The organism is Actinokineospora sp. HUAS TT18 (genome assembly GCF_051364635.1).
Taxonomy (GTDB): Bacteria; Actinomycetota; Actinomycetes; order Mycobacteriales; family Pseudonocardiaceae; genus Actinokineospora.
Genome location: NZ_CP195645.1, coordinates 2,414,214 through 2,436,376, shown reverse-complemented (window position 1 = coordinate 2,436,376; position 22,163 = coordinate 2,414,214). Strand labels below are relative to the sequence as shown.

General features: G+C 71.2%; 24 protein-coding genes. 18 read left to right on the top strand and 6 right to left on the bottom strand.

Translation table 11 applies throughout. The features are described 5' to 3' along the window. Positions 1 to 2: 2 nt before the first annotated feature. Entirely contained in the window at positions 3 to 1,100 is a 1,098-nt protein-coding gene (locus ACSHT8_RS10780) for a pyridoxal-phosphate-dependent aminotransferase family protein (RefSeq protein WP_436500195.1), read from the top strand. 9 nt (positions 1,101 to 1,109) lie between these two features. Next, positions 1,110 to 2,159, top strand: coding sequence for a zinc-dependent alcohol dehydrogenase family protein (locus ACSHT8_RS10775; RefSeq protein WP_436500194.1), 1,050 nt, complete (start codon positions 1,110 to 1,112; stop codon positions 2,157 to 2,159). A gap of 151 nt (positions 2,160 to 2,310) precedes the next feature. On the opposite strand, the gene ACSHT8_RS10770 is transcribed toward ACSHT8_RS10775, so the two are convergent. Then, on the bottom strand, positions 2,311 to 2,883 hold the full coding sequence (locus ACSHT8_RS10770) for a TIGR03086 family metal-binding protein (protein WP_436500192.1): 573 nt from the start codon (positions 2,881 to 2,883) through the stop codon (positions 2,311 to 2,313). Positions 2,884 to 2,966: 83 nt separating this feature from the next. On the opposite strand from ACSHT8_RS10770, the gene ACSHT8_RS10765 reads away from it, so the two are divergent. Further along, positions 2,967 to 3,911, top strand: a complete 945-nt coding sequence (locus ACSHT8_RS10765) for a helix-turn-helix transcriptional regulator (protein ID WP_436500190.1) — start codon at positions 2,967 to 2,969, stop codon at positions 3,909 to 3,911. On the opposite strand, the gene ACSHT8_RS10760 is transcribed toward ACSHT8_RS10765, so the two are convergent. Further along, the gene (locus ACSHT8_RS10760; RefSeq protein WP_436500188.1) at positions 3,890 to 4,510 is read right to left on the bottom strand and encodes a uridine kinase family protein; all 621 of its coding nucleotides are present in this window, start codon (positions 4,508 to 4,510) and stop codon (positions 3,890 to 3,892) included. The two genes, ACSHT8_RS10765 and ACSHT8_RS10760, sit on opposite strands and share 22 nt — an antisense overlap. Before the next feature lie 34 nt (positions 4,511 to 4,544). Between ACSHT8_RS10760 and ACSHT8_RS10755 the strand changes: the two genes are divergently transcribed. From ACSHT8_RS10755 to ACSHT8_RS10725, 7 genes are all read left to right on the top strand, one after another. After that, positions 4,545 to 5,891 (top strand): replication-associated recombination protein A, encoded by a 1,347-nt coding sequence (locus tag ACSHT8_RS10755; protein WP_436500186.1) that lies wholly within the window; start codon positions 4,545 to 4,547, stop codon positions 5,889 to 5,891. A gap of 202 nt (positions 5,892 to 6,093) precedes the next feature. Further along, a complete protein-coding gene (locus tag ACSHT8_RS10750) occupies positions 6,094 to 6,510 on the top strand; it encodes a DUF948 domain-containing protein (RefSeq protein ID WP_436500185.1) in 417 nt (138 codons plus the stop codon). Further along, entirely contained in the window at positions 6,507 to 6,782 is a 276-nt protein-coding gene (locus ACSHT8_RS10745) for a hypothetical protein (protein ID WP_436500183.1), read from the top strand. Before ACSHT8_RS10750 ends, ACSHT8_RS10745 begins: the two co-directional genes overlap by 4 nt. 53 nt (positions 6,783 to 6,835) lie before the next feature. Beyond that, positions 6,836 to 9,499, top strand: a complete 2,664-nt coding sequence (gene alaS, locus ACSHT8_RS10740; RefSeq protein ID WP_436500181.1) for an alanine--tRNA ligase — start codon at positions 6,836 to 6,838, stop codon at positions 9,497 to 9,499. Between the two features lie 277 nt (positions 9,500 to 9,776). Beyond that, a complete protein-coding gene (gene ruvX / locus ACSHT8_RS10735) occupies positions 9,777 to 10,268 on the top strand; it encodes a Holliday junction resolvase RuvX (RefSeq protein WP_436500179.1) in 492 nt (163 codons plus the stop codon). Next, positions 10,265 to 11,470 carry an endolytic transglycosylase MltG gene (gene mltG / locus ACSHT8_RS10730; RefSeq protein WP_436500177.1) on the top strand — a complete coding sequence of 402 codons (1,206 nt, stop codon included), beginning with the start codon at positions 10,265 to 10,267 and terminating at the stop codon, positions 11,468 to 11,470. The genes ruvX and mltG overlap by 4 nt, the downstream gene beginning before the upstream one ends. Further along, positions 11,466 to 12,332: a shikimate dehydrogenase gene (locus ACSHT8_RS10725; protein ID WP_436502038.1), complete on the top strand. Its 867-nt coding sequence runs from the start codon at positions 11,466 to 11,468 to the stop codon at positions 12,330 to 12,332. Before mltG ends, ACSHT8_RS10725 begins: the two co-directional genes overlap by 5 nt. Before the next feature lie 234 nt (positions 12,333 to 12,566). Here the strand turns inward: ACSHT8_RS10725 and ACSHT8_RS10720 are convergent, their stop codons facing one another. Next, the gene (locus tag ACSHT8_RS10720; protein ID WP_436500175.1) at positions 12,567 to 13,286 is read right to left on the bottom strand and encodes a prepilin peptidase; all 720 of its coding nucleotides are present in this window, start codon (positions 13,284 to 13,286) and stop codon (positions 12,567 to 12,569) included. Between the two features lie 85 nt (positions 13,287 to 13,371). Beyond that, complete coding sequence (locus tag ACSHT8_RS10715; RefSeq protein ID WP_436500173.1) at positions 13,372 to 14,121, bottom strand: TIGR02452 family protein; 750 nt, start codon at positions 14,119 to 14,121, stop codon at positions 13,372 to 13,374. 93 nt (positions 14,122 to 14,214) lie between these two features. Between ACSHT8_RS10715 and aroC the strand changes: the two genes are divergently transcribed. The 5 genes from aroC to ACSHT8_RS10690 all read left to right on the top strand — a co-directional run bounded on the left by aroC (position 14,215) and on the right by ACSHT8_RS10690 (position 18,964). After that, positions 14,215 to 15,408: a chorismate synthase gene (gene aroC, locus ACSHT8_RS10710; RefSeq protein ID WP_436500171.1), complete on the top strand. Its 1,194-nt coding sequence runs from the start codon at positions 14,215 to 14,217 to the stop codon at positions 15,406 to 15,408. Then, positions 15,405 to 15,914 carry a shikimate kinase gene (locus ACSHT8_RS10705; RefSeq protein WP_436500170.1) on the top strand — a complete coding sequence of 170 codons (510 nt, stop codon included), beginning with the start codon at positions 15,405 to 15,407 and terminating at the stop codon, positions 15,912 to 15,914. The genes aroC and ACSHT8_RS10705 overlap by 4 nt, the downstream gene beginning before the upstream one ends. Continuing rightward, positions 15,911 to 17,014, top strand: a complete 1,104-nt coding sequence (gene aroB / locus ACSHT8_RS10700) for a 3-dehydroquinate synthase (RefSeq protein WP_436500169.1) — start codon at positions 15,911 to 15,913, stop codon at positions 17,012 to 17,014. The genes ACSHT8_RS10705 and aroB overlap by 4 nt, the downstream gene beginning before the upstream one ends. Beyond that, positions 17,011 to 17,445: a type II 3-dehydroquinate dehydratase gene (aroQ, locus tag ACSHT8_RS10695; protein WP_436500167.1), complete on the top strand. Its 435-nt coding sequence runs from the start codon at positions 17,011 to 17,013 to the stop codon at positions 17,443 to 17,445. The genes aroB and aroQ overlap by 4 nt, the downstream gene beginning before the upstream one ends. Positions 17,446 to 17,512: 67 nt before the next feature. Further along, entirely contained in the window at positions 17,513 to 18,964 is a 1,452-nt protein-coding gene (locus tag ACSHT8_RS10690; RefSeq protein ID WP_436500165.1) for a beta-xylosidase, read from the top strand. Here the strand turns inward: ACSHT8_RS10690 and ACSHT8_RS10685 are convergent, their stop codons facing one another. Beyond that, positions 18,965 to 19,363: a B-4DMT family transporter gene (locus ACSHT8_RS10685; protein WP_436500163.1), complete on the bottom strand. Its 399-nt coding sequence runs from the start codon at positions 19,361 to 19,363 to the stop codon at positions 18,965 to 18,967. Positions 19,364 to 19,412: 49 nt separating this feature from the next. Here ACSHT8_RS10685 and ACSHT8_RS10680 point away from each other — a divergent pair, with 49 nt between their 5' ends. The 3 genes from ACSHT8_RS10680 (at position 19,413) to nusB (ending at position 21,554) form a co-directional block, all read left to right on the top strand. Next, a complete protein-coding gene (locus ACSHT8_RS10680) occupies positions 19,413 to 20,507 on the top strand; it encodes a M24 family metallopeptidase (RefSeq protein WP_436500161.1) in 1,095 nt (364 codons plus the stop codon). Positions 20,508 to 20,568: 61 nt separating this feature from the next. Continuing rightward, positions 20,569 to 21,132 carry an elongation factor P gene (efp, locus tag ACSHT8_RS10675; RefSeq protein ID WP_436500159.1) on the top strand — a complete coding sequence of 188 codons (564 nt, stop codon included), beginning with the start codon at positions 20,569 to 20,571 and terminating at the stop codon, positions 21,130 to 21,132. Between the two features lie 2 nt (positions 21,133 to 21,134). After that, a complete protein-coding gene (gene nusB, locus ACSHT8_RS10670; protein ID WP_436500158.1) occupies positions 21,135 to 21,554 on the top strand; it encodes a transcription antitermination factor NusB in 420 nt (139 codons plus the stop codon). A 62-nt stretch (positions 21,555 to 21,616) separates the two neighbouring features. Here the strand turns inward: nusB and bldD are convergent, their stop codons facing one another. Further along, positions 21,617 to 22,105, bottom strand: coding sequence for a transcriptional regulator BldD (bldD, locus tag ACSHT8_RS10665; RefSeq protein ID WP_018686187.1), 489 nt, complete (start codon positions 22,103 to 22,105; stop codon positions 21,617 to 21,619). Positions 22,106 to 22,163: the final 58 nt, after the last annotated feature.

Here is a 22,163-nt window from a genome sequence, read left to right as displayed (position 1 = left end):
GCATGGCACTGGTTGATCGCGTCCTGCTCGGCCCCGGCCCGTCGAACCCGTACCCCGAGGCCACCGCCGCGCTCGCGGCCCCGCTGCTCGGGCACCTCGACCCGGAGTTCCTGCGCGTCCTCGACGAGACCTGTGCGCGGCTGCGGACGGTGTGGGGCACGGAGAACGCCCGCACGCTGCCGCTGTCGGGCACCGGCTCGATCGGCATGGAGGCGGCTTTCGCCAACTTCGTCCGGCCCGGCGACACCGTCGTGGTGGGCGTGAACGGGCTGTTCGGCGAGCGCATGGTCGACGTCGCAGGGCGCTACGGCGCCGAGGTCGTCCGCGTCGACCACGAGTGGGGGCAGCCGATCGACGTCGCCCGGATGCTGGCCGCGCACCCGGCGCCGCGGCTGGTCGGCGCGGTCCACGCGGAGACGTCGACGGGCGTCCGCAGCGACATCGCCGCGCTCGCCGCCGCCGTGCACGGCCGGGACGACCATGCCCTGGTCCTCGCCGACTGCGTGACGTCGCTGGCGGGCATCGAGGTCGACATCGACGGCTGGGGCGTGGACGTCGCGTACTCCGGCACCCAGAAGTGCCTCGGCGTCGCACCCGGGCTGGCGCCGTTCACCGTGTCCCCGCGCGCGTGGGAGCGGCGGGTCGAGCACCCGCCGACGTGGTACCTGGATCTGAATCTGATCGGCGCCTATGTGGACGGTTCCAACGGCGGGCGGACGTATCACCACACCGCGCCGGTCGCCATGATCGCCTCCCTGCACGCCGCGCTGGGGCGGGTGCTGGCGGAGGGCCTCGACGCGGTGTGGGAGCGGCACCGGGCGGCGGGCGCGCGACTGCGGGAGGGGCTGGTCGACCTCGGGCTCGACCTGTTCGCCGCCGAGGGCCACCGGCTGCCGGAGCTGACCACGGTCCGCGTTCCCGACGGGGTCGACTCCGCCAAGGTGCGGTCGATTCTGCTCAACGAGTACAACATCGAAATAGGCGCGGGGGCGGGCGCGTTCGCCACTAGCGTGTGGCGGATCGGGCTGATGGGCCACAACGCCCGGCTCGACCGCGTCGAACTCGTCCTGAGCGCCCTGGCCAGGGTGCTCGGCCGCTAAAGGAGACCCATGCGCGCGACCATGATCCACGGCGCCAAGGACGTCCGGCTCGCCGACATCGCCGACGCGGGCCTGCGCCACCCGACCGACGCCGTGGTCCGCGTCGTCGCCGCGTGCGTGTGCGGGTCCGACCTGTGGGGCTACCGCGGCGTCTCGCCGACCGAGCGCCCCCGCCGTATCGGCCACGAGTTCGTCGGCGTCGTCGAGGAGGTCGGCGCCGAGGTCCGCACGGTCAAGCCGGGCGACTTCGTCATCGCCCCGTTCGCGGTGAGCGACGGCGACTGCGTCCACTGCCGCAACGGCGTGCACACCTCGTGCGTCCGCGGCGGGTACTGGGGCGGCAAGTCCGCCGACGGCGAGGACATCGACGGCGCCCAGGCCGAGTACGTCGTCGCCCCGTTCGCCGACGGCACCCTGGTCGCCACACCGTCGATGCCCGACCCGGCCATGGTGCCGAGCCTGCTGTCACTCTCGGACGTCATGGGTACCGGCCACCACGCCGCCCTCGCGGCGGGCGTCGGCCCGGGCAGCACGGTCGCGGTCGTCGGCGACGGCGCTGTCGGCCTGTGCGCGACACTGGCCGCCTCCCGCTTGGGCGCCGAACGGATCATCGTCATGTCCCGCCACGCCGCCCGCCAAGAGGTCGCCCGCCGGTTCGGCGCCACCGACATCGTCACCGAACGCGGTGACGATGGGGCTGCGCGGGTCCGCGAACTGCTCGGCGGAATCGGCGCGTCCGCGGTGCTGGAATGCGTCGGCACCAAGGAATCCATGCAGCAGTCCCTCGACTCCGCCCGCCCAGGCGGCCGCGTCGGCTACGTCGGCGTTCCCGCGGGCGGCCCGGAACTCCCCGTGGCGCAGCTGTTCCGCAACAACATCGGCGTGGCCGGGGGAGTTGCTCCGGTGCGCGCGTACATCCCGGAACTGCTGGCGGACGTGCTCGCCGGCAAGATCAACCCGGGCCTGGTCTTCGATGCCGAGTACCCGCTCGCCGATGTCGCCGACGCCTACGCCGCGATGGACGCCCGCGAGGTGATCAAGCCGCTCCTGCGGCCGTGACCGCCCATCCACATCCGCCTCAACCATCCACAGCAAACTCGGCAGCCATCCCCGAACGCCCAGGCACCGATAGACTGGCCGAGGGCCGTCCCCCCGGGAAGGGTGGGGGCTGCTTGCCCGGGGTTTCGGCGCCGCCGAGCAGGTTGTGCGGCTAGCGGCCCAGGTAGCGCAGCAACTGGTCGGTGGCCGAGTCGCTGTCGGTGGTGCCCGCCGCCGCGTAGGCGCCCCACTGGCGCAGCGGTTCGACGATCTCCTTCGCGACCATGAGCAGGAACGCCGACAGCTGGTCGTACAGCGGCGACGGCTGGCCGGTGGCGATCGCGATGTCCCACGCGTGCACGGCGGCGTCCAGGGCGCAGGCGCCCGCGGCGACGGTGACGGGCAGTTCGCCCTGCGGCAGCGGCGTCGGCGCGGTGTCCGCGTGGTGCAGCGCCCACGCGTCGGCCGTGCGCTCGATCGCGGTGCTGACCAGGCTGAACGGGCTGCCGTCGATCGTCCCGGAAGGCGCGAACGGGTCATACGCCGGGCCGTCGCCGTGGCCGAGGGTGGCGGCGTAGGCGAGTTGGTCGCCCGCCGCGTGCTGCACGACCTGGGTCACCGACCACTGCGAGCACGGCGTGGGGAGGTCCCACTGGTCGTCGCGGACCGCGGCGACCACGGTCTCCAGTGCGGTGTGGGAGGACGCCAGGGCCGCGCGCCAGGTGAGCTGCTCGGTGGTGTTCATGTTCGGTGCCTTTCTCGCTTCCTGCTTGTAAGACAAGGCTATGACCCCATTAGGCTGTTTTCGTTCCTAATGAGAGGACTTTCATGGCCGAGACCGCCGGACGGCTGCTTCGCCTGCTGTCGCTGCTACAGGACCAGCGGCCGCGCACCGGCCGTGAGCTGGCCGAACACCTCGACATCACCGACCGGACCCTGCGCAACGACATCCAGCGGCTGCGCGAACTCGGCTACCCGATCCACGCAGGCCGGGGCGCGGTCGGCGGCTACCGGCTCGGCAGCGGCGCCACGATGCCGCCGCTGCTGCTCGACGACGACGAAGCCGTCGCGGTCGCCGTCGCCGTCGGGCTGGCCGAGGACGGGTCGACCGGCATCGCCGACGTCGCGGGCAGTGCCGCGCGGGCACTGGTCAAACTGGACCAGATCATGCCGAAACGCTTGCGCCGCAAGGTGACCGCGCTGCGCCGGGCCACCGCGATCGGCCCGGCGGTCACCGGCTCGACGGAGCCGGACGCCCCGGTCGACGCCGCCGTGCTCGACGCCATCGCGGGCGCCATCCGCGACACGACGACCGTGCGGCTGCCCGCGGAGGTGGAGCCGTATCAGCTGGTCAACTGGCAGCGCCGCTGGTACCTGGTCGCCTACGACCTCGAGGTTCACCAGTGGCGAGCCATCCCGGTCGCCAGGATCTCGGCCACGCCGGGGACACGGCGGTTCGCGCCGCGGCGGCCGCCGGACGACGACCTTGTCGGGTTCGTGCTGCGGGAGATCGCGTCCACCGGGTGGAAGGTGCACGTGCGGATCACCGTGCTGGCGCCCGCCGACGTCGTCATCGCGCGGATCAACCCGGCGGTGGGCGTGGTCGAGCCGATCGACGCGGTGTCCAGCGTGCTGATCACCGGGGCGGACACGCTGGAGACCATCGCGATCTACGTCGGCATGCTGGGGATGGACTTCCGCGTCGACGGCCCGCCCGAGCTGGTCGGGCACCTACGGGTCCTCGGTGAGCGCTACTTGGCCGCGCTGCCTTGACCGACCGCGAGCTCGGTGAGGATCGCGAGCGCCTGCGCGGGCGAACTCGGCCGCATGCCCACCGCGACGCAGCGCTTCACCACGGAAGCGTGGTCGCGCCAGAGGCGGATACCGCGCCGGACCAGGATCGGCAGCGACTTGCGGGACTCGGCGACGTCACGCACGAGCCTGCGGGTGAACGTGCGGCTCGCGCTGGGCGTCAGGACCAGGGCGTCGGCCAACACGCCCGCCGCCTTCGCGCCCGCGACGATCTGGTCGGCGAAGAGTCCTTCCGCGACGAACACCGGGGCGTCGCCGACGTCGAGCTGGTAGCCGCCGACGCGCCGGTCGGCCCCTAGCTCGTAGTGCGGGGCATGGATGGTCCCGGCCCTGGCCAGCTCGATCACCGCGGCGAGCGCGTCATCGGCGTGCCAGGACGTCGGCAGGTCCCAGTCGACTCGGCCCGCGGCGTCGCGGGGGAGCAGCGGATCGCCGCCCTCGCGGTAGAAGTCGTCGAGGCGCAGGACGGGTAGCCCGGCCCGCACCGCGAGCGTCGATTTGCCCGACCCGGAGGGGCCCGCGAGAAGCACGACTTTGGCGCGAAGGCCGGACGAGGTCACAGGGAGCGATTCTCGCACGGGTAGCGTCGCAGGCATGGAACAGGAGTTCGACCTGGATCTGTTCGGCGCACCGCGCGCCGACGCCCCGACCCGGCGGGCGAACGCGCCCCTGGCGGTCCGGATGCGGCCCGCGACCTTGGACGAGGTCGTCGGCCAAGATCACCTGCTCGGCCCGGGCGCGCCCCTGCGCCGGTTGGTCGAGGGCGCCGCGCCCGCGTCGATCCTGCTCTACGGCCCGCCCGGCACCGGCAAGACGACCCTGGCCACGCTGGTCTCCAGCGCCATCGGCCGCCGCTTCGTCGCACTCTCGGCGCTCTCGGCCGGGGTGAAGGAGGTGCGCGCGGTCATCGACGAGGCCCGCAAGCGCCTCACCCACTCCGGCGAGTCGACCGTGCTGTTCATCGATGAGGTCCACCGGTTCTCCCGCACCCAGCAGGACGCGCTGCTCGGTGCAGTCGAGGACCGGATCGTGCTGCTGGTGGCCGCGACCACGGAGAACCCGTTCTTCTCAGTGGTGTCGCCGCTGCTGTCGCGGTCCTTGGTGCTGCAACTGCAGCCGCTGACCGACACCGACGTCCGCGCCGTCGTCCACCGCGCGGTGGCCGACGAACGCGGCCTGGCGGGCGCCGTGACGCTGGAACCCGACGCCGAGGACCACATCGTCCGCCTCGCGGGCGGCGACGCCCGCCGCGCGCTGACGGCGTTGGAAGCCGCCGCCGACTCGGCCCAGGCGACCGCGGGCGGCACCATCGACCTGGCCACCGTCGAGGCCACGGTCGACAAGGCCGCCGTCCGCTACGACCGCCAGGGCGACCAGCATTACGACGTCATCAGCGCCTTCATCAAGTCCATCCGCGGCTCGGACGTGGACGCGGCCCTGCACTACCTGGCCCGCATGTTCGAGGCGGGCGAGGATCCCCGCTTCATCGCCCGGCGGCTCGTGGTGCACGCGAGCGAGGACGTGGGGATGGCCGACCCGACGGCGTTGCAGACCGCCGTCGCCGCCGCCCAGGCCGTGCAGCTGATCGGCATGCCCGAGGCCCGGCTGGCCCTGACCCAGGCGACCATCCACCTGGCCACGGCCCCCAAATCGAACGCCGTGATCACCGCGATCGGCAGCGCGATGGCCGACGTCCGCGCGGGCGCGGCCGGCTTGGTCCCCGCCCACCTGCGCGACGGCCACTACCAAGGCGCGAAGCAACTGGGGAACGCCACCGGCTACCGCTATCCCCACGACGTGGCCGACGGTGTCCTGACACAGCAGTACCCACCGGACGAGTTGGTCGGCCGCGACTATTACGAACCGACGAACCGCGGCGCCGAACGCCAACTCGCCGAACGCGTCCCCCGACTGCGCAGAGTGGTTCGCGGGACGGAGTAGGCGCGCCGTCCATCCACAATGCCGCGAGCCATCCACAGGTTTCGTCACACCCATCGCCACGACCCCCTGCGCCGATAGACTGGCCAAGGGCCGTCCCCCCGGGACAGGGTGGGGGCTGCGTGCTTGGTGTGCCTGTCCGGAAGCAGATGTGACGGCGCGGTAGCCTGACGCCGATCAAATTCGCTTCCGCCGAGGAGGGCCCGTGTCGCCCACGGACATCGCCTACCTGATCATCGCGGGCACGTTCGTGCTCGGGGTGATCCTGCTGGGGATCGTGCTGGCCAAGCTCGGCCGCACGCTGGACGAGGCGACGATCGCCATCCGCAAGGCCCACGAGAACAGCGACCCCCTGTTCTACGGCGCGAACACCACCCTCACCCACGTCAACTCCCAGCTCGAGCGGGTCGACGGCATCACAGCCAACGCGCAGGCCGTCACCGGGAACGTCTCCGCGCTGACCTCGGTCTTCACCGCCACCCTCGGTGGTCCGCTGGTCAAGGCCGCGGCGTTCTCCTACGGCGTCAGCAAGGCGCTCAAGGCACGGCGCAAGGCGAAGGGCGAGATCGAGGGCAAGCACTCGCGGCCCACGCGCCGTGCCCGCAAGGGGGCGCGCAAGTGAGGCGGATCTTCTGGCTCGGCGTCGGGGTCGCGACCGGCGTCGCACTGTCGCGCAAGGCCACGCGGACCGCGCACGCGGTCACGCCCGCCGGGATCGCGGGCAACGTCAGCGACGCCATGCGCGAGTTGGCGGGCGCCATCGGGGCGTTCGGCGCCGACGTGCGCGCGGGCATGAACGAGCGCGAGGAAGAACTCACCGACGTCGTCGAGCGGCGCAGCGGCATCACGCCCGGCGCCCGTTCGCACGCGCGAGCGCGCAGGGCGAACGGCTGAGCCGTTCGCCGTTCCCGCCCGCCGTATTCCATTGATCCATTGAGGACAAGACCGTGCAGACCCACGAGATCTCCAAGCGTTTCACCGACTACTTCACCACCAACGAGCACACCCGGGTCGCCAGCGCGTCGCTGATCCTGGAAGACCCGAACCTGCTGTTCGTCAACGCGGGCATGGTGCAGTTCAAGCCGTACTTCCTCGGCGACGCCCCCGCCCCGTACCCGCGCGCCACCAGCGTGCAGAAGTGCGTGCGCACCGGCGACATCGACGAGGTCGGCAAGACCACCCGGCACAACACGTTCTTCCAGATGGCGGGCAACTTCTCCTTCGGCGACTACTTCAAGGCCGGGGCGATCGAGCACGCGTGGACGCTGCTGACCAACAGCGTCGCCGACGGCGGCTACGGCTTCGACCCCGACCGTCTTTGGGCCACCGTCTACAACGACGACGACGAGGCCCTGGAGCTGTGGCAGAAGATCGCCGGGCTGCCGCTGGAGCGCATCCAGCGTCGCGGCGGCGAGGACAACTACTGGGACATGGGCGTGCCCGGTCCCGGCGGCCCCTGCTCGGAGATCTACTTCGACCGCGGCCCCGAGCACGGCCGTGAAGGCGGGCCCGAGGCCGACGAGGACCGCTACCTGGAGATCTGGAACCTCGTCTTCATGCAGGACGAGCGCGGCGAGCTGAGCCCGAAGAAGGGCCACCCGCCGATCGGGTCGCTGCCGCGCAAGAACATCGACACCGGCATGGGCATCGAGCGCGTCGCCTACCTGCTGCAGGGCGTCGACAACGTCTACGAGACCGACCTGGTCCGCCCGGTGATCACCAAGGCCGAGGAGATGTCCGGCCGCCGCTACGGCGTGGGCAACGCCGTCGACGACGTGCGGTTCCGCGTCATCGCCGACCACGCCCGCTCCGGCATGATGATCATCGGCGACGGTGTCACCCCCGGCAACGAGGCCCGCGGCTACGTGCTGCGCCGCCTGCTGCGCCGCATCGTGCGCTCGGTGCGGCTGCTCGGCGTGCAGGAGCCGGTGCTCGGCGAGTTCGCCGCGGTCGTGCGCGACACAATGTCGCCGTCGTACCCGGAGTTGGCGAGCGACTTCGCCCGCATCGAGTCGGTCATGAAGAAGGAAGAGGAGACCTTCCTCTCGACCCTGGCCAGCGGGTCGAAGATCTTCGACCTCGCCGCGGACAAGATCAAGACCGAGGGTCGCGCGATGGTCCCCGGCGACACGGCCTTCCAACTGCACGACACCTACGGCTTCCCGATCGACCTGACGCTGGAGATGGCCGCCGAGAAGGGCCTGTCGGTCGACGAGAACGGCTTCCGCGAGCTGATGGCCCAGCAGCGCGCCCGCGCCAAGGCCGACGCCGCCTCCCGCAAGACCGGCCACGGCGACCAGTCGGTCTACCGCGACCTGCTCGCGCTCGGCGCCACCGACTTCACCGGCTACTCCGAGCTGGCCACCGAGGCCAAGGTCCTCGGCCTGGTCCGCGACGGCAAGCGGGTCTCCGGCGCCGTCGAGGGCGAGATCGTCGAGGTCGTGCTCGACCGCACCCCGCTGTACGCCGAGTCCGGCGGCCAGGAGAGCGACGCGGGCACCATCTCCGCCGAGGGCGTCGAACTGGAAGTGCTCGACGTGCAGAAGGTCGCCCGCAAGCTGTGGGTCCACCAGGTGCGCGTGCGCAGCGGCGAGATCACCGAGGGCAAGCACGTCGAGGCCGTCGTCGACCCGGAGTGGCGCGTCGGCGCCCGCCAGGGCCACTCGGGCACCCACGTCGTGCACGCCGCGCTGCGCCAGGTGCTCGGCCCGACCGCGCTGCAGAGCGGCTCCTACAACAAGCCCGGCTACCTGCGCCTCGACTTCGCCTGGTCGGGCGCGCTGTCGGAGGAGACCAAGAGCGAGATCGAAGAGGTGTCGAACCTCGCCGTCCGCAAGGACCTCCCGGTCCGCGTGGTCTACACCGACATGGGCGGCGCCCAGGAGATGGGCGCGGTCGCCCTGTTCGGCGAGACCTACGACGAGGAAGTCCGCGTCGTCGAGATCGGCGGCCAGTGGTCGCGCGAGCTGTGCGGTGGCACCCACGTGGAGCACTCGTCGCAGATCGGTCCCATCACCCTGCTCGGCGAGTCCTCGGTTGGCTCGGGCAGCAGGCGCCTGGAGGCCTACGTCGGCATGGACGCGATGCGCTACCTGGCGAAGGAGCGCGCGCTGGTGCAGAACCTCGCCGCGATGCTCAAGGTTCCCGATGTCGAGGTCCCGGCCCGGGTCGAGGCCCTGATCGAGCGCCTGCGCGGCGCCGAGAAGGAACTCGAGAAGATGCGCGCGGGCCAGCTGCTGTCGTCGGCGGGCACCCTGGCCGAGCAGGCCGAGGACGTCAACGGCACGGCCCTGGTCGCGCTGCGCGCCCCGGACGGCGTCGGCGGCAACGACCTGCGGACGCTGGCCGGGGAGGTGCGCAACCGGCTGGGCTCCCGCCCGGGTGTGGTCGCGTTGTTCTCGGCGGTGGACGGCAAGGTGGCCTTCGTGGTGGCCACGACCGCCGCGGCCAGGGAGAACGGCCTCGCGGCAGGCAAGCTCGTCCCCGCTTTCGCCCCGGCGATCGACGCCCGCGGCGGCGGCAAGCCCGACCTGGCCCAGGGCGGCGGCGCCAACATCGACGGCATCGCCGAGGCGGTGACCGCCCTCCGCCAGGCCCTGAGCGGCTCGTGACCTTCGGCCGGGCGGACCGCGGTGCGACGGAGTTCAGGACGTTGAGTCCTGGGCCGCGCCGCGGTCCGCCCGCCTGTATTGATCAGGCTGTGAGTGGGTATCCGGTGGTCACGGCGGCGGTGAGCCATACCGCCCGGGGTGGCGGGTTGCTGCGCTTGGCTGCCACCCGTCCGGTGGTGTGCGGCTGGATGGGGGCTGTGCATGGGGCCGGAGAAGGCGGATTGTTGGCGGTGAGCCCCGGTGTGCCGGGGTGGCGAGCTTGGGAGTGTGTGCGCGGATGAACGGCAAGCCTGATCGGCCCGGTGTGGACGACCCGGGGCGTGGGCGCAGGCTCGCCGTGGATGTCGGGTCGGTGCGGGTCGGGGTGGCGGTGAGCGATCCGGGTCCGGTGCTCGCGACACCGCTCGTTACGCTGTCCCGCGACGAGCGGTCGGGTAGCGACCTCGACCGGCTCACCGAGCTCGTCGCCGAGCACGAGGTGGTCGAAGTGGTGGTCGGATTGCCGAGGACGCTGGCCGCGCGCCACGGCGCGGCGGCCGAAGCGGCCGTTTCGTACGCGACCCAGCTGGCCGGGCGGGTCGCGCCGGTGCCGGTTCGGCTCGCCGACGAGCGGCTGACCACGGTGTCCGCCTCACGGATGCTCAGCCAGCAAGGGGTTCGGGGCAAGCGCCAGCGAGCAGTTGTGGACCAGGCGGCGGCTGTGGAGATCCTGCAGACGTGGCTCGACGCCAGGTCCGCCGCACTCGCGCGATCCGCGGAGGACTCATGACCGACGACCTCGGCCTCTTCGAAGAACGCCACACCCGGGAACGTCCACGTTCGGCGGCGGCCGTCCGCAAGGCGAGGTCCCGCCGCAAGCGCAACCGGCTGATCATCTTCGGCCTCGTCGTACTCGTCCTCATCGGCGGCGGCGTCTGGTACGGCCTGCGTCAGCTCTCCGGCCTCGGCGGCTACGACGACTTCAGCGGCCCGGGCGAACGTGACATCGTCATCGAGGTCAAGGGCGGCGACAGCACCGGCATCATCGCCGGTCGCCTCAAGGACGAGGGCGTCGTCGCCAGCCCGCGCGCCTTCCTCGCCGCGGCCGAGTCCGAGACGAAGGTCCGCGCCATCCAGCCCGGCTTCTACGTCATGCGGACGAAGGTGTCGGGCAAGGACGCCGTCGCCAAGATCGTCAGCCCGGCGTCGAAGGTCGGCAACCTGCAGATCAAGGCAGGCACCCAGCTCGACGACCTGACCAACGGCACCACGGTCACCCCCGGCATCTTCACCCTGCTGTCGAACGCCTCCTGCGCGACCCTCGACGGCCAGAAGAAGTGCGCCTCCGTCGACGAGCTCCGCAAGGTCGCCGAAACCGCCGACCTCGCCGCCCTCGGCGTCCCCGACTGGGCCATCCCCGACGCCTCCCGCGCCGCCGAGCCCAGACGCCGCCTGGAGGGCCTCATCGCCCCCGACGTCTACGACGTGCGACCGGGGTCGACGCCTGAGGAACTGTGGAAGAAGGTCGTCACCGAGTCGTCGGCACGCATGCAGAGCTACGGCATGCCCAAGATCGCCGAGTCCACCGGCATGACCCCGTACCAGGTCCTGGTCATCGGCTCGCTCATCCAGCGGGAAGCCATCGCCGCGGACTTCGAGAAGGTCTCGCGCGTGACCTACAACCGGCTGGCGAAGTCGATGAAGCTCGAATACGACTCGACCATCAACTACGTCCTCGACCGGCCCGCCATCCTGACCAAGCCGGAAGACCGCGCCAAGGCAGGGCCGTACAACACCTACGCGAACGTCGGTCTCACCCCGACCCCGATCGCCTCGGTCAGCAAGGAAGCCCTCGCCGCCGCGGCCAAGCCCGCTGATGGCCCGTGGCTGTTCTTCGTGCGCTGTCAGAAGGACGGCATCTCGTGTTTCGCCGAGACCAACGACCAGCACGAGGCCAACGTCAAGATGGCCAGGGCGAACGGTGCCTATTGACGCGACGCCCGAAGGTCGCAGGCGCGCGGCGGTTCTAGGGTCTCCGGTTGAGCATTCGCTGTCTCCTGTTCTGCACGGGGCGGCATACGCCGCCTTGGGGTTGGCCGGGTGGACCTATGACCGGGTCGAGTGCGACGAGGCGCGGCTCCCTGGGTTGGTCGGGTCGCTGGGGCCCGAGTGGGTTGGGCTGTCGGTGACGATGCCGGGGAAGGTCGCCGCCCTGCGGATGGCCGACTCGGCGACTGAGCGGGCGGTCGCGGTGGGGGCGGCCAACACACTCGTCCGTCTGGCCGACGGTGGCTGGCGTGCGGACTGCACCGACATCGACGGGGTGAGTGGGGCACTTCGGGCGGCCGGTGGGTTTGTCCCGACGCCGGGTGCGGTGGCTGTCCTCCTCGGGGCTGGTGGGACGGCTCGGGCGGCGCTGGCGGCGTTCGCCGAGCTCGGGGTGGGCGATGTGGTTTTGGTGGTCCGGGAACCTGCTCGGGCAGCCGAGGCGGTGGCCTGTGCTGAGCGGCTCGGGTTGCGGGTGGACGTTCGGGCTTGGGATTCGGTGGACTTCGTCGGGGTGGCCGGGGAGTCGGCGGTGGTGGTGAACACCGCTCCCGCCGGCGCTGTCGCCGGGTTGGCTGATGCGCTGGCGAAGGCACCCTGCGTGCTTGACGTGATCTACCACCCGTGGCCGACACCGGTCGCCGAGTCGGTGGCGGCGGCTGGTGGGCGGTTGGCCACTGGTTTGGACATGTTGTTGCACCAGGCGTTCTCGCAGGTCGAGCAGTTCACCGGCCGCCCGGCGCCTCGGGAAACCATGCGGGACGCACTCCGGTCGGCGACAGGTGGCGTGCTCACCCTCCCGATCTGACGACGCAGGTTCGGCGGTGCCGGACCAGCGCTCGCCTGCACGGTGGTCGAGGAGTAGCAACCCGGCGTTGATCTGCTCCAGCGCTGGCGTGGGGATGATGTCCTCGCGTTGGCGGTCTGGCGACGGGTGGTTCGACCCGCCGAGATCGCGCCCCGCCGCACCGTCGAGTTGTGGTGGTCAACGGTCGTTGGTCGGCACTTCGTCACTGGCGGCGGGCGAGCAGTCATCGTTGGACTAGGGGAATCCTCCTATCAAGTCGGGGAATGTCGTGAAGAGGGCTGTTGCTCCGAGTAAGCCTGGGCCGTAGGGAATGGCGTGTCTTCGGTGGGCGGATAGGTAATAGAGCGTCAGGGTTATCGCTGAGGCGAGAAGTAGGGCTGGGGCGATTGCCGCGGGGGTGACGGCTCCCAAGGTCGCGCCGATTGGGGCGGAGACTTTGACGTCGCCCGCGCCCAATGCTGTCGGAAGCCACAGGTGGATCGTGCCGTGTAAGGCGAGTAATGCGCTGGCGCCGAGGATCGCGTGCCAGGTCAGGTCGGGCGACGCCCGGGCAGCGGCCGTCAGGGAGATGGCCAGGGCCGGGTACGCGGCCAGCGTCAGGGCGTTCGGGAGCCTTCGGGAGCGGAGATCGGCGACGGTCAGGGTGACGGCGAACCAGGTGAAGGTCAGGGCGGTGGGCAGCCACCAGTCTGGGATGTCGCCGCTGGTCCAGCGGGCGGTGATCACGGCCCAGAGGGCCGCCATGGGCAGGGCGAAGAACACGGGAGGGGCGTTGATCGGGCGGCTGAGGTGGCGTAGGAGGGCGGCGGCCGCGTGTCCGGCGGGGAGAGCCAGGGCTGCGGCGAGGGTGGGGAGGCGCCAGGTTGTGGGGGCGAAGGCGAACAGGGATGTGGCGACCGCGAGGTAATGGAATTCCCAGCGGATTGTCAGGGGGTGGATGGCTTGGAGGTGCATGGGTCAAACGTAGCGAACGGCTGTTCGGGTGTCATTAACTCGATAGCGTGGGGATGGACGTTTGCGTGAATTTGGAATTTGTGCTTCAGGTGAGATGTCGGGCGAAGGTGGCGCGCAATTCGGGTGTGCCGAGGATCGCGAACACGACCTCGTCGAAGGCGGGCACAGCGGCGAGGGCCTCGGCGAAGGCGGTGGCGACGACTGACGGGTCGTTGCGGAAGACGCCGCAGCCCCAGGCGCCGAGGACGAGGGTGCGGTGGCCGTGGGCGGCGGCGATGGCGAGCACGCGGGTGGCCCTGGTGGTCAGGATCGACGGGACCTGGGCGCGTTCGGCGTCGGTGGTCAGGGCGCCGAGGTTCGGGGCGGCGACGGTCAGGAAGGCGACGTTGTAGGGGGCGATGAGGGCGCCGGTGTCGTCGCGGAAGACGGGGACTGCGGGGGAGTAGATGACGCGGTGGCTGTAGAGGGCGTTCGGGTTTGGGGCATAGAACTCGGGGGCCGCGCGGAGGGTGGCGGCGAGGGCGGAGGAGCGGGCGAGGCTTTCCTCCTGGGCCTGCGCGCCGGTCCGGTAGCCGCCGCCGGGTTTGCGTGCCGAGGCGAAGTTCAGGCAGGCGACGTGCCCGCCAAGGCGGCGGGCGGCGGCGAGGGTGGACTCGTCGGTGACGGAGATGGCCGGCGCACTCGGCGACTGGCCGGACGGCGGCGTGGGGAGTGGGGTTGAGGGGAGGTAGAGGCGGGTTCCGGCGATCGCGGTTGCTGTGGCCTCGGCGTAGGGGCCGGATTCCACCAACTGGTCGGTCTCGGCGGCCATCGCTGCCAGTGACTGTCTATTCACGACATCGGACGCTAACCGTCGTCAGTACCCCGGTCGACCGGTTTCGTCACGGCCGGGCGTCGCGGCGTGGGGGTGACATGACAGGATCAGGACGTGCTGCGCTGGATCACCGCCGGAGAGTCCCACGGACCCGCGCTCGTCGCCGTGCTGGAAGGCATGGTCGCCGGGGTTGAGGTCACCACCGCTGACTTGAGCGATCAGCTCGCCAGGCGGAGGCTCGGTTTCGGGCGTAGCCCGCGGATGGGGTTCGAGACCGACAAGATCGAGATCCTCGGCGGTGTGCGCCACGGTGTCACCCAGGGTGGGCCGATCGCGGTGCACATCGACAACGCCGAGTGGCCCAAGTGGGAGCAGGTCATGTCCGCCGACCCGGTGGACGCCGCTGTGCTGGCCGAGCTCGCCCGCAACGAGCCGCTGACCCGGCCGCGGCCCGGCCACGCCGACCTGCCCGGCATGCAGAAGTACGGCTTCGACGAGGCCCGGCCCGTCCTTGAGCGCGCCAGCGCCCGCGAGACCGCCGGACGCACCGCGCTGGGGACCGTCGCACGGGCCTTCCTCCGCCAGCTCCTGGGCGTCGAGATCATCAGCCACGTAATTTCCATCGGCGGCGCGCAGGCCGCCCCCGACAGCCCCACCCCAGGCCCCGGCGACCTCGCCGCGATCGATGAGAGCCCCGTGCGTGCGTTCGACCAGGCCGCGACCGACGCGATGGTCGCCGAGGTCGAGGCCGTCAAGAAGGCCGGGGACACCGTCGGCGGGGTCATCGAGGTCATCGCCTACGGGCTGCCGCCGGGTCTCGGGTCGCACGTGCACTGGGACCGCAGGCTCGACTCCCGCCTCGCGGGCGCCCTGATGGGCGTGCAGGCCATGAAGGGCGTCGAGATCGGCGAGGGCTTCGCCAACTCCGCACGCTGGGGCAGCCAGGCCCACGACGAGATCGACCGCGCCGAGGGCACCGTCGCGGGTGTCACCCGGCGGTCCAACCGGGCGGGCGGCCTCGAAGGCGGCATCACCAACGGCGAGCCGCTGCGTGCCCGTGTGGCGATGAAGCCCATCTCGACGGTGCCGCGCGCGCTCGCGACCGTTGACGTGGTCACCGGTGAGCCCGCCGTGGCCATCCACCAGCGTTCCGACGTCTGCGCCGTTCCGCGCGCCGGTGTCGTCCTGGAGTCCGTGGTCGCACTCGTCCTGGCCGAGGCCGCGCTGGAGAAGTTCGGTGGCGACTCGCTCGCCGAGACCAAGCGCAACGCCGAGGGCTACCTCGAGGCGCTGCGGAACCGCTGGTGAGCCCGGCGGCCGTCGTCGTCGGGCCGCCCGGGTCCGGTAAGACGACCATCGGCGAGGCGTTGGCCGCCGCGCTCGGCGTGCCCTTCCGGGACACCGACGCCGACATCGTCGAGGCCGCGGGCAAGCCGATCAGCGACATCTTCACCGACGACGGCGAGCCCGCGTTCCGCGTCGCCGAGGAACAGGCCGTCGCGACAGCGCTGGACGAGCACGACGGTGTCCTCTCTCTCGGAGGCGGCGCCGTCCTGTCCGAGAAGACGCGCGCGCTCCTGAAAGAACACACGATCGTCTTCCTCAACGTCGGTCTCGCCGAGGGTGTCCGCCGCACCGGCCTGTCCGCGGCCCGTCCGCTGCTCGCGGGCGTCAACCCGAGGGCCAAGTTCAAGGAACTGCTCGACGCCCGGCTGCCGCTCTACCGCGAGGTCGCGCGCATCGAGGTCGACACCGACACGAAGACCCCCGACGACATCGTCGCCCACCTGGTCGCGGCGCTGAAAGGATCATGATGCAGCCAGTGCGCATCCGGGTCGCCACGAACAACCCGTACGACGTCGTCATCGGCAAGGGCCTGCTCGACGAGCTGGTCGAGGCGGTCAAGGGCGCGTCGAAGGTCGCGATCATCCACCAGCCGACCCTCGCCGCCACGGCCGAGGCGACCCGCGACGAACTGGCCGCGGCCGGGATCGACGCCCACCGGGTCGAGATCCCCGACGCCGAGGACGGCAAGGCGCTCTCCGTCGCCGCGTTCTGCTGGGAGGTCCTGGGCCGCATCGGCCTCGACCGCCAGGGCATCGTCGTCGCGCTCGGCGGGGGAGCGGTGACCGACCTCGCGGGCTTCGTCGCCGCCACGTGGATGCGGGGGGTCAAGCTGGTCAACGTCCCCACCACGCTGCTCGGCATGGTCGACGCGGCCGTCGGCGGCAAGACCGGCATCAACACCGAGGCGGGCAAGAACCTCGTCGGCGTCTTCCACGAGCCGTCGGCCGTCCTGGTCGATCTGGCCACCCTGACCACGCTCCCGCGCAACGAACTCGTCGCGGGCATGGCCGAGGTGATCAAGGGCGGCTTCATCGCCGACCCGGTCATCCTCGACCTGATCGAGGCCGACCCCGAGGCCGCGCTGGACCCCGAGGGCGACATCCTGCCCGAGCTGATCCGCCGCAAGCTCCAGGTCAAGGCCGACGTCGTGGCCAGTGACCTGCGCGAATCCAGCCTCCGCGAGATCCTCAACTACGGCCACACGCTGGCCCACGCGATCGAGCGCCGCGAGCGCTACCGCTGGCGCCACGGCGCCGCGGTCAGCGTCGGCATGGTCTTCGTCGCCGAACTCGCGCGGCTGGCCGGGAAGCTCGACGACGCCACCGCCGACCGCCACCGGAGCATCCTGACCAGCGTCGGCCTGCCAGTGGGCTACGACGCCGACGCGCTGCCGCAGCTCATCGAGGGCATGCTGGGCGACAAGAAGACCAAGTCGGGTGTGCTGCGGTTCGTCGTCCTCGACGGCCTGGCCAAGCCGAGCAGGCTCGAAGGGCCGGACCCGGCGCTGCTGGCGGCGGCCTACTCGGCCATCGCCGTCGAGAGTGGACCGAGCGGGGTGTTGCTGTGAAGGTGCTGGTGCTCAACGGCCCCAACTTGGGCAGGCTCGGCACGCGCGAGCCGGAGATCTACGGCAGCACCACCCACGCCGACCTCGTCGGCCTGTGCGTCGAGACCGGCAAGGATCTCGGCCTGGACGTCGAGGTCCGCCAGACCGACCACGAGGGCGAGATGGTCGGCTGGCTGCACGGGGCCGCCGACCAGAAGATCCCTGTGATCCTCAACGCGGGCGCCTGGACGCACTACTCGATCGCCGTGCGCGACGCCTGCGCCCTGCTGACCGCCCCGCTGGTCGAGGTGCACATCTCCAACGTGCACAAACGCGAGGCCTTCCGCCACCACAGCTACATCTCGGAGCTGGCCGCGGGCGTCATCGTGGGCCTCGGAGTCGACGGCTACGCGCTCGCGCTGCGCTGGCTCGCGGACAACGCCAAACCCTGAATTCACCCATCCGGGCGACGATTTCCCTAGACTGGGCGACCACGTCAGCCGACCCCGGAAGGCCCGAATGTTCCGCCGCGTCGCGCTGCTGTTGGCCGTCGCCGGGCTGGTGTCGGCCTGCACGGCAGCCGAGGGCCAACCCGTGCCCGCTCAGACCACCTCCGCCACGCCTGTCCCGGAGTCGCGTCCGCTGCCCCCGGTCGCCCTCGCGACCGACCGGCCGCGGCAGAGCACCGGCGACATCGCGGCGGGCGGCAACGGCGCCCCGTACAACTACGCGCCGACGCTGCTGGCCGAGGACGGCAAGTACCGGATGTGGTGGTGCAGTCAGATCGGCGGCGCGGGCCCGGCCGGTGACGACATCCTGGTCGCCGAAGCCGACTCGCCCGGTGGCCCGTTCGGCCCCGCTACCCCGGTGTTCTCCGGCGGTGGCAAGGGTTTCGACGCCCAGCACGTGTGCGACCCGTCGGTGCTGCGGGTCGACTCGACGTACTACCTGTACTACACCGGCGCCGAGGCCGACCACCCGTACGGCAGCGCGATCGGGCTCGCCACCAGCCCCGACGGCAAGACGTGGACTCGGGCGAACGGCGGCGCGCCGATCGTCACCATGTCGCGCAACAAGATGCGCGACAACGCCTATGGCGCCGGACAACCCGCAGCGGTCTATGTGGACGGTTGGTTCTATCTGCTGTTCACCGACACCACCGGATCCGCCGCGGGCTGGAACGGTGCGGGCCAGTTCGTGCTGCGCGCCAAGGATCCGACGTTCGCGGTGAACGTGGAGATCCTCGCCCCGGGCGGATTCCGGCCCGACACGAGCACCCACGCACGCCTGCGCTCGGTGGTCGACGCGTTCAGCGTCGACGTGATGTGGGTCGACGCGTTGGCCGCGTTCGCCATTGCCCACGAGGTCGACGGCGGCACCCGGCTCACCTTCTGGGACAAGGACTTCCGCGAGCAGCCCTACCCGCCGCTCATGGTCCCCGGACCGTGGCAGGAGGGGCCTGGTTTGGTCCGCGACGGCGAGGGCCACGCGCCCCGCTCGGTCGAGGACCCGTGCGAGCGCGTTCCCGTCGACCTCGTCCGCGCCACCCGGATCGACGCGGCGCCGAACGGCCTGCACCACTTCGGCCTCGACATCACCGGCACCCGCGCGTGTGCTGACCCGGCACGGGCGGCGGGCGCGCTGGTCGGGTTCGCCGTGCCGTCGCCGCAGCGCACGATCGACCTGGTCACCCGGGACGGCCTGGTCCGCGTCGAGCGCCGGGCGGTCGCCGAGAAGCTCGCGGTGCGCGTTCTGGACGCCCGGGTGCCCGCCTTGGACAACTACCGCGTACAGGCGAGGCTGGACGCGGGCGCGAAGGCGGTCCGGTCCGAGTCCGGCATCGGATTCCTGCTCGGTGACAAGGTCTTCCCGTTCGGCGACCCGGCGGTCGCCACGGCCAACTCCTCGCCCGTGGACCGGGTCGACTCCCGGCGGTGGGCCGAGTACGAGCGGGGTCCCTGGCTGGGCTGATCAGGCCTTGCTGCGCTCCAGTCGCGGCCCGACGACCAGGCCGAGGCCCGCCGGGATGAGGACGAGCAGCGCGGTGAACGCGGCACCGCCGGTCAGCGCCTGACCCAGTGCGCTGGTGCCGGTCTGGTCGACGAACGCCGCGCGGCCGATGACCCCGAGGACAGCGGCGCCCCAGCCCGCGATGAGCGAGGCGATGACCCACGCGCGGCCCCGGTCGAGCACCCCGCGCCAGCCGTCGACCGCGGCCCACGTCGCCGAGACACCCACGAGAACGCCCAGCACGACGGCTTCGATGACCGTGCGCCCGGTCGGCTGGTCGGCCTTCAGCGCCGCGACGAACACCGCCGCGGCCGCGTGCACGACGGCGAGCACCACACCCCGCACGAGCCAGGTCTTCATTACCCGAGAGTAACGGACGCGGCCCGTCTCCCGGCCTTAAGCTCGCCCTATGCCTGATGCCCACGTCCGGCGGCGAGCCGCCCTGCGGTCGGCGATGCGGGAGCAGGAGCTGGACGCCCTGCTCGTCGTCGATCTGCTGAACCTGCGCTACCTGACCGGTTTCACCGGCTCCAACGGCGCGCTGCTCGTGCACGCCGACGACGACGACCGCACGGTGTTCTGCACCGACGGCCGCTACCAGGAGCAGGCCGCGCGGCAGGTGCCCGAGCTGGAGCACGTCATCGAGCGGGCCAGCGTCCTCGCGCTCGCCGGGCGCGCCGACAAGGACTCCGCCTACCGCCGCACCGGCTTCGAGAGCCAGCACGTCTCGGTGGACAGCCTCGACGCGCTGGCCGACGCCGCGCCGTCGGTCGACTTCGTCCGCGCGCCCAACCTGATCGAGCGGCTGCGGATGGTCAAGGACGACACCGAGATCGAGGCGCTGCGCATGGCCTGCGCGGCCGCCGACCGCGCGCTGGCCGACCTCATCGAGCACGGCGGCCTCGCGGTCGGCCGCACCGAGCGGGAGGTGGCCCGCGACCTGGAGAACCGGATGCTCGACCACGGCGCCACCAAGCCCGCCTTCGAGTCCATCGTCGCCGCGGGCGCCAACTCCGCGATCCCGCACCACCGGCCGACCGACGCGGAGCTGCACCCCGGCGACTTCATCAAGCTCGACTTCGGCGCGCTCGTCGACGGCTACCACTCCGACATGACCAGGACGCTCGTGCTCGGCGCCCCGGCCGACTGGCAGCGGGAGCTGTACGACCTCGTCGCCGTCGCCCAGTCGGCGGGCCGCGCCGCGCTCAGGCCGGGCGCGCACGTGCGGGCCGTCGACGCCGCCGCCCGCGACGTCATCGAGCGCGCGGGGCGCGGCGACGACTACCTGCACGGCCTCGGCCACGGCGTCGGCCTGCAGATCCACGAGGCACCCGCCCTTGGCAAGACCGGTGAAGGTACACTTTCGGCCGGCATGGCGGTCACGGTCGAGCCCGGGGTGTACCTGTCCGGCAGAGGCGGTGTCCGCATCGAGGACACGCTCGTCGTGCGGGATGAAGGTCCCGAGCTCCTCACGCTGACCACCAAGCAGCTCATGGTCGTCTAGCTGGGCAAACAGCGCCCAAGGGCGATCACCACATGCGCGCGGACAACAGGAGATCTAGCTCGTGGCCTCGACCAACGACCTGAAGAACGGCCTGGTGCTCAACCTCGAGGGCCAGCTCTGGACCGTGACTGAGTTCCAGCACGTCAAGCCGGGCAAGGGCCCCGCCTTCGTGCGGACCAAGCTCAAGCACGTGCTGTCCGGAAAGGTCGTCGACAAGACGTTCAACGCGGGCGTCAAGGTCGACACCGCCACGGTCGACCGTCGTGAGATGACCTACCTCTACAACGACGGCTCCGAATACGTCTTCATGGACGGCGACACCTACGAGCAGATCCACATCACGCCCGCCGTCGTCGGCGACGCCGCCAAGTACATGCTGGAGAACAGCACCGCGATCGTCTCCTCGCACGAGGGCTCGCCGCTGTTCATCGAGCTGCCGACGTCGGTCGAGCTCGTCATCGAGCACACCGACCCTGGCCTGCAGGGCGACCGCTCGACCGGCGGCACCAAGCCCGCGAAGCTGGAGACCGGCGCGGAGATCCAGGTCCCGCTGTTCGTCACCACCGGCGAGAAGGTCAAGGTCGACACCCGCGACGGGCGCTACCTCGGCCGAGTCAGCGGCTGACAATGGGCGCCCGCAGCAAGGCACGGAAACGAGCGGTCGACCTCCTCTTCGAGGCGGCTCTCCGCGGCGACGACCCGGTCACCCTGTTGGCCGACCGGGTCGGCTCGCCCGACGTGCCCCCGGTGAACGACTACACCGTCACCCTCGTCGAAGGGGTGCGGGCCCACCAGACCCGCATCGACGAACTGCTCACCGAACACGCCGAGGGCTGGACCCTCAACCGCATGCCCGCCGTCGACCTCGCGGTGCTCAGGCTCGGCCTGTACGAGCTGCTGTGGGCCAACGACGTGCCCGACGCGGTGGCGATCGATGAGGCCGTGCAGCTGGCCAAGTCGCTGTCCACGGACGATTCGCCGCGGTTCGTCAACGGCGTCCTCGGCCGGATCGCGGGCATCGCCGACAAGCTCCGCGCGACGCTCTAGAAACGCAGAGAAACACCCGACCGCGGTCCGCGAGTCGGGTGTTTCTGCGTGTGGGGGCCTGGTCAGTCTTCCTTGGACGGCCGAGCCTCAGGCGGAAGCACCCCCCAGTCGATCAGCTGCTCGGTGAGCTCGCCGGGGGTCATGTCGTAGATGATCGCCAGCGACCGCAGGTCCTCGGTGCGGATCGAGAGCACCTTGCCGTTGTAGTCGCCGCGCTGGCTCTGGATCGTCGCCGCGTAGCGGGCCAGTGGGCCGACCTTCTCCGCGGGCAACTGCTGTAGGCGCTCCAGGTTGATGACGATCTTGGTGGCGGGTTCCGCGCCGGACGGCACGCGGCCCTCGGGGAGGAGCTCCACCACCGGCACGCCGTAGAAGTCCGCGAGTTCGGCGAGCTTCTGCACGGTGACGGCTCGGTCGCCGCGCTCGTAGGAGCCGACCACGACGGCCTTCCAGCGGCCACCGGACTTCTGCTCGACGCCGTGCAGCGACAGCCCCTGCTGCTGGCGGATGGCGCGGAGCTTGGCCCCTAGCGCCTTGGCGTAGTCGCCCATGCGGCGGTTCTCCGTTCAGTTCGCCCCGTCGGCGCTAAGGACTGCCGCGGGTAGCTTC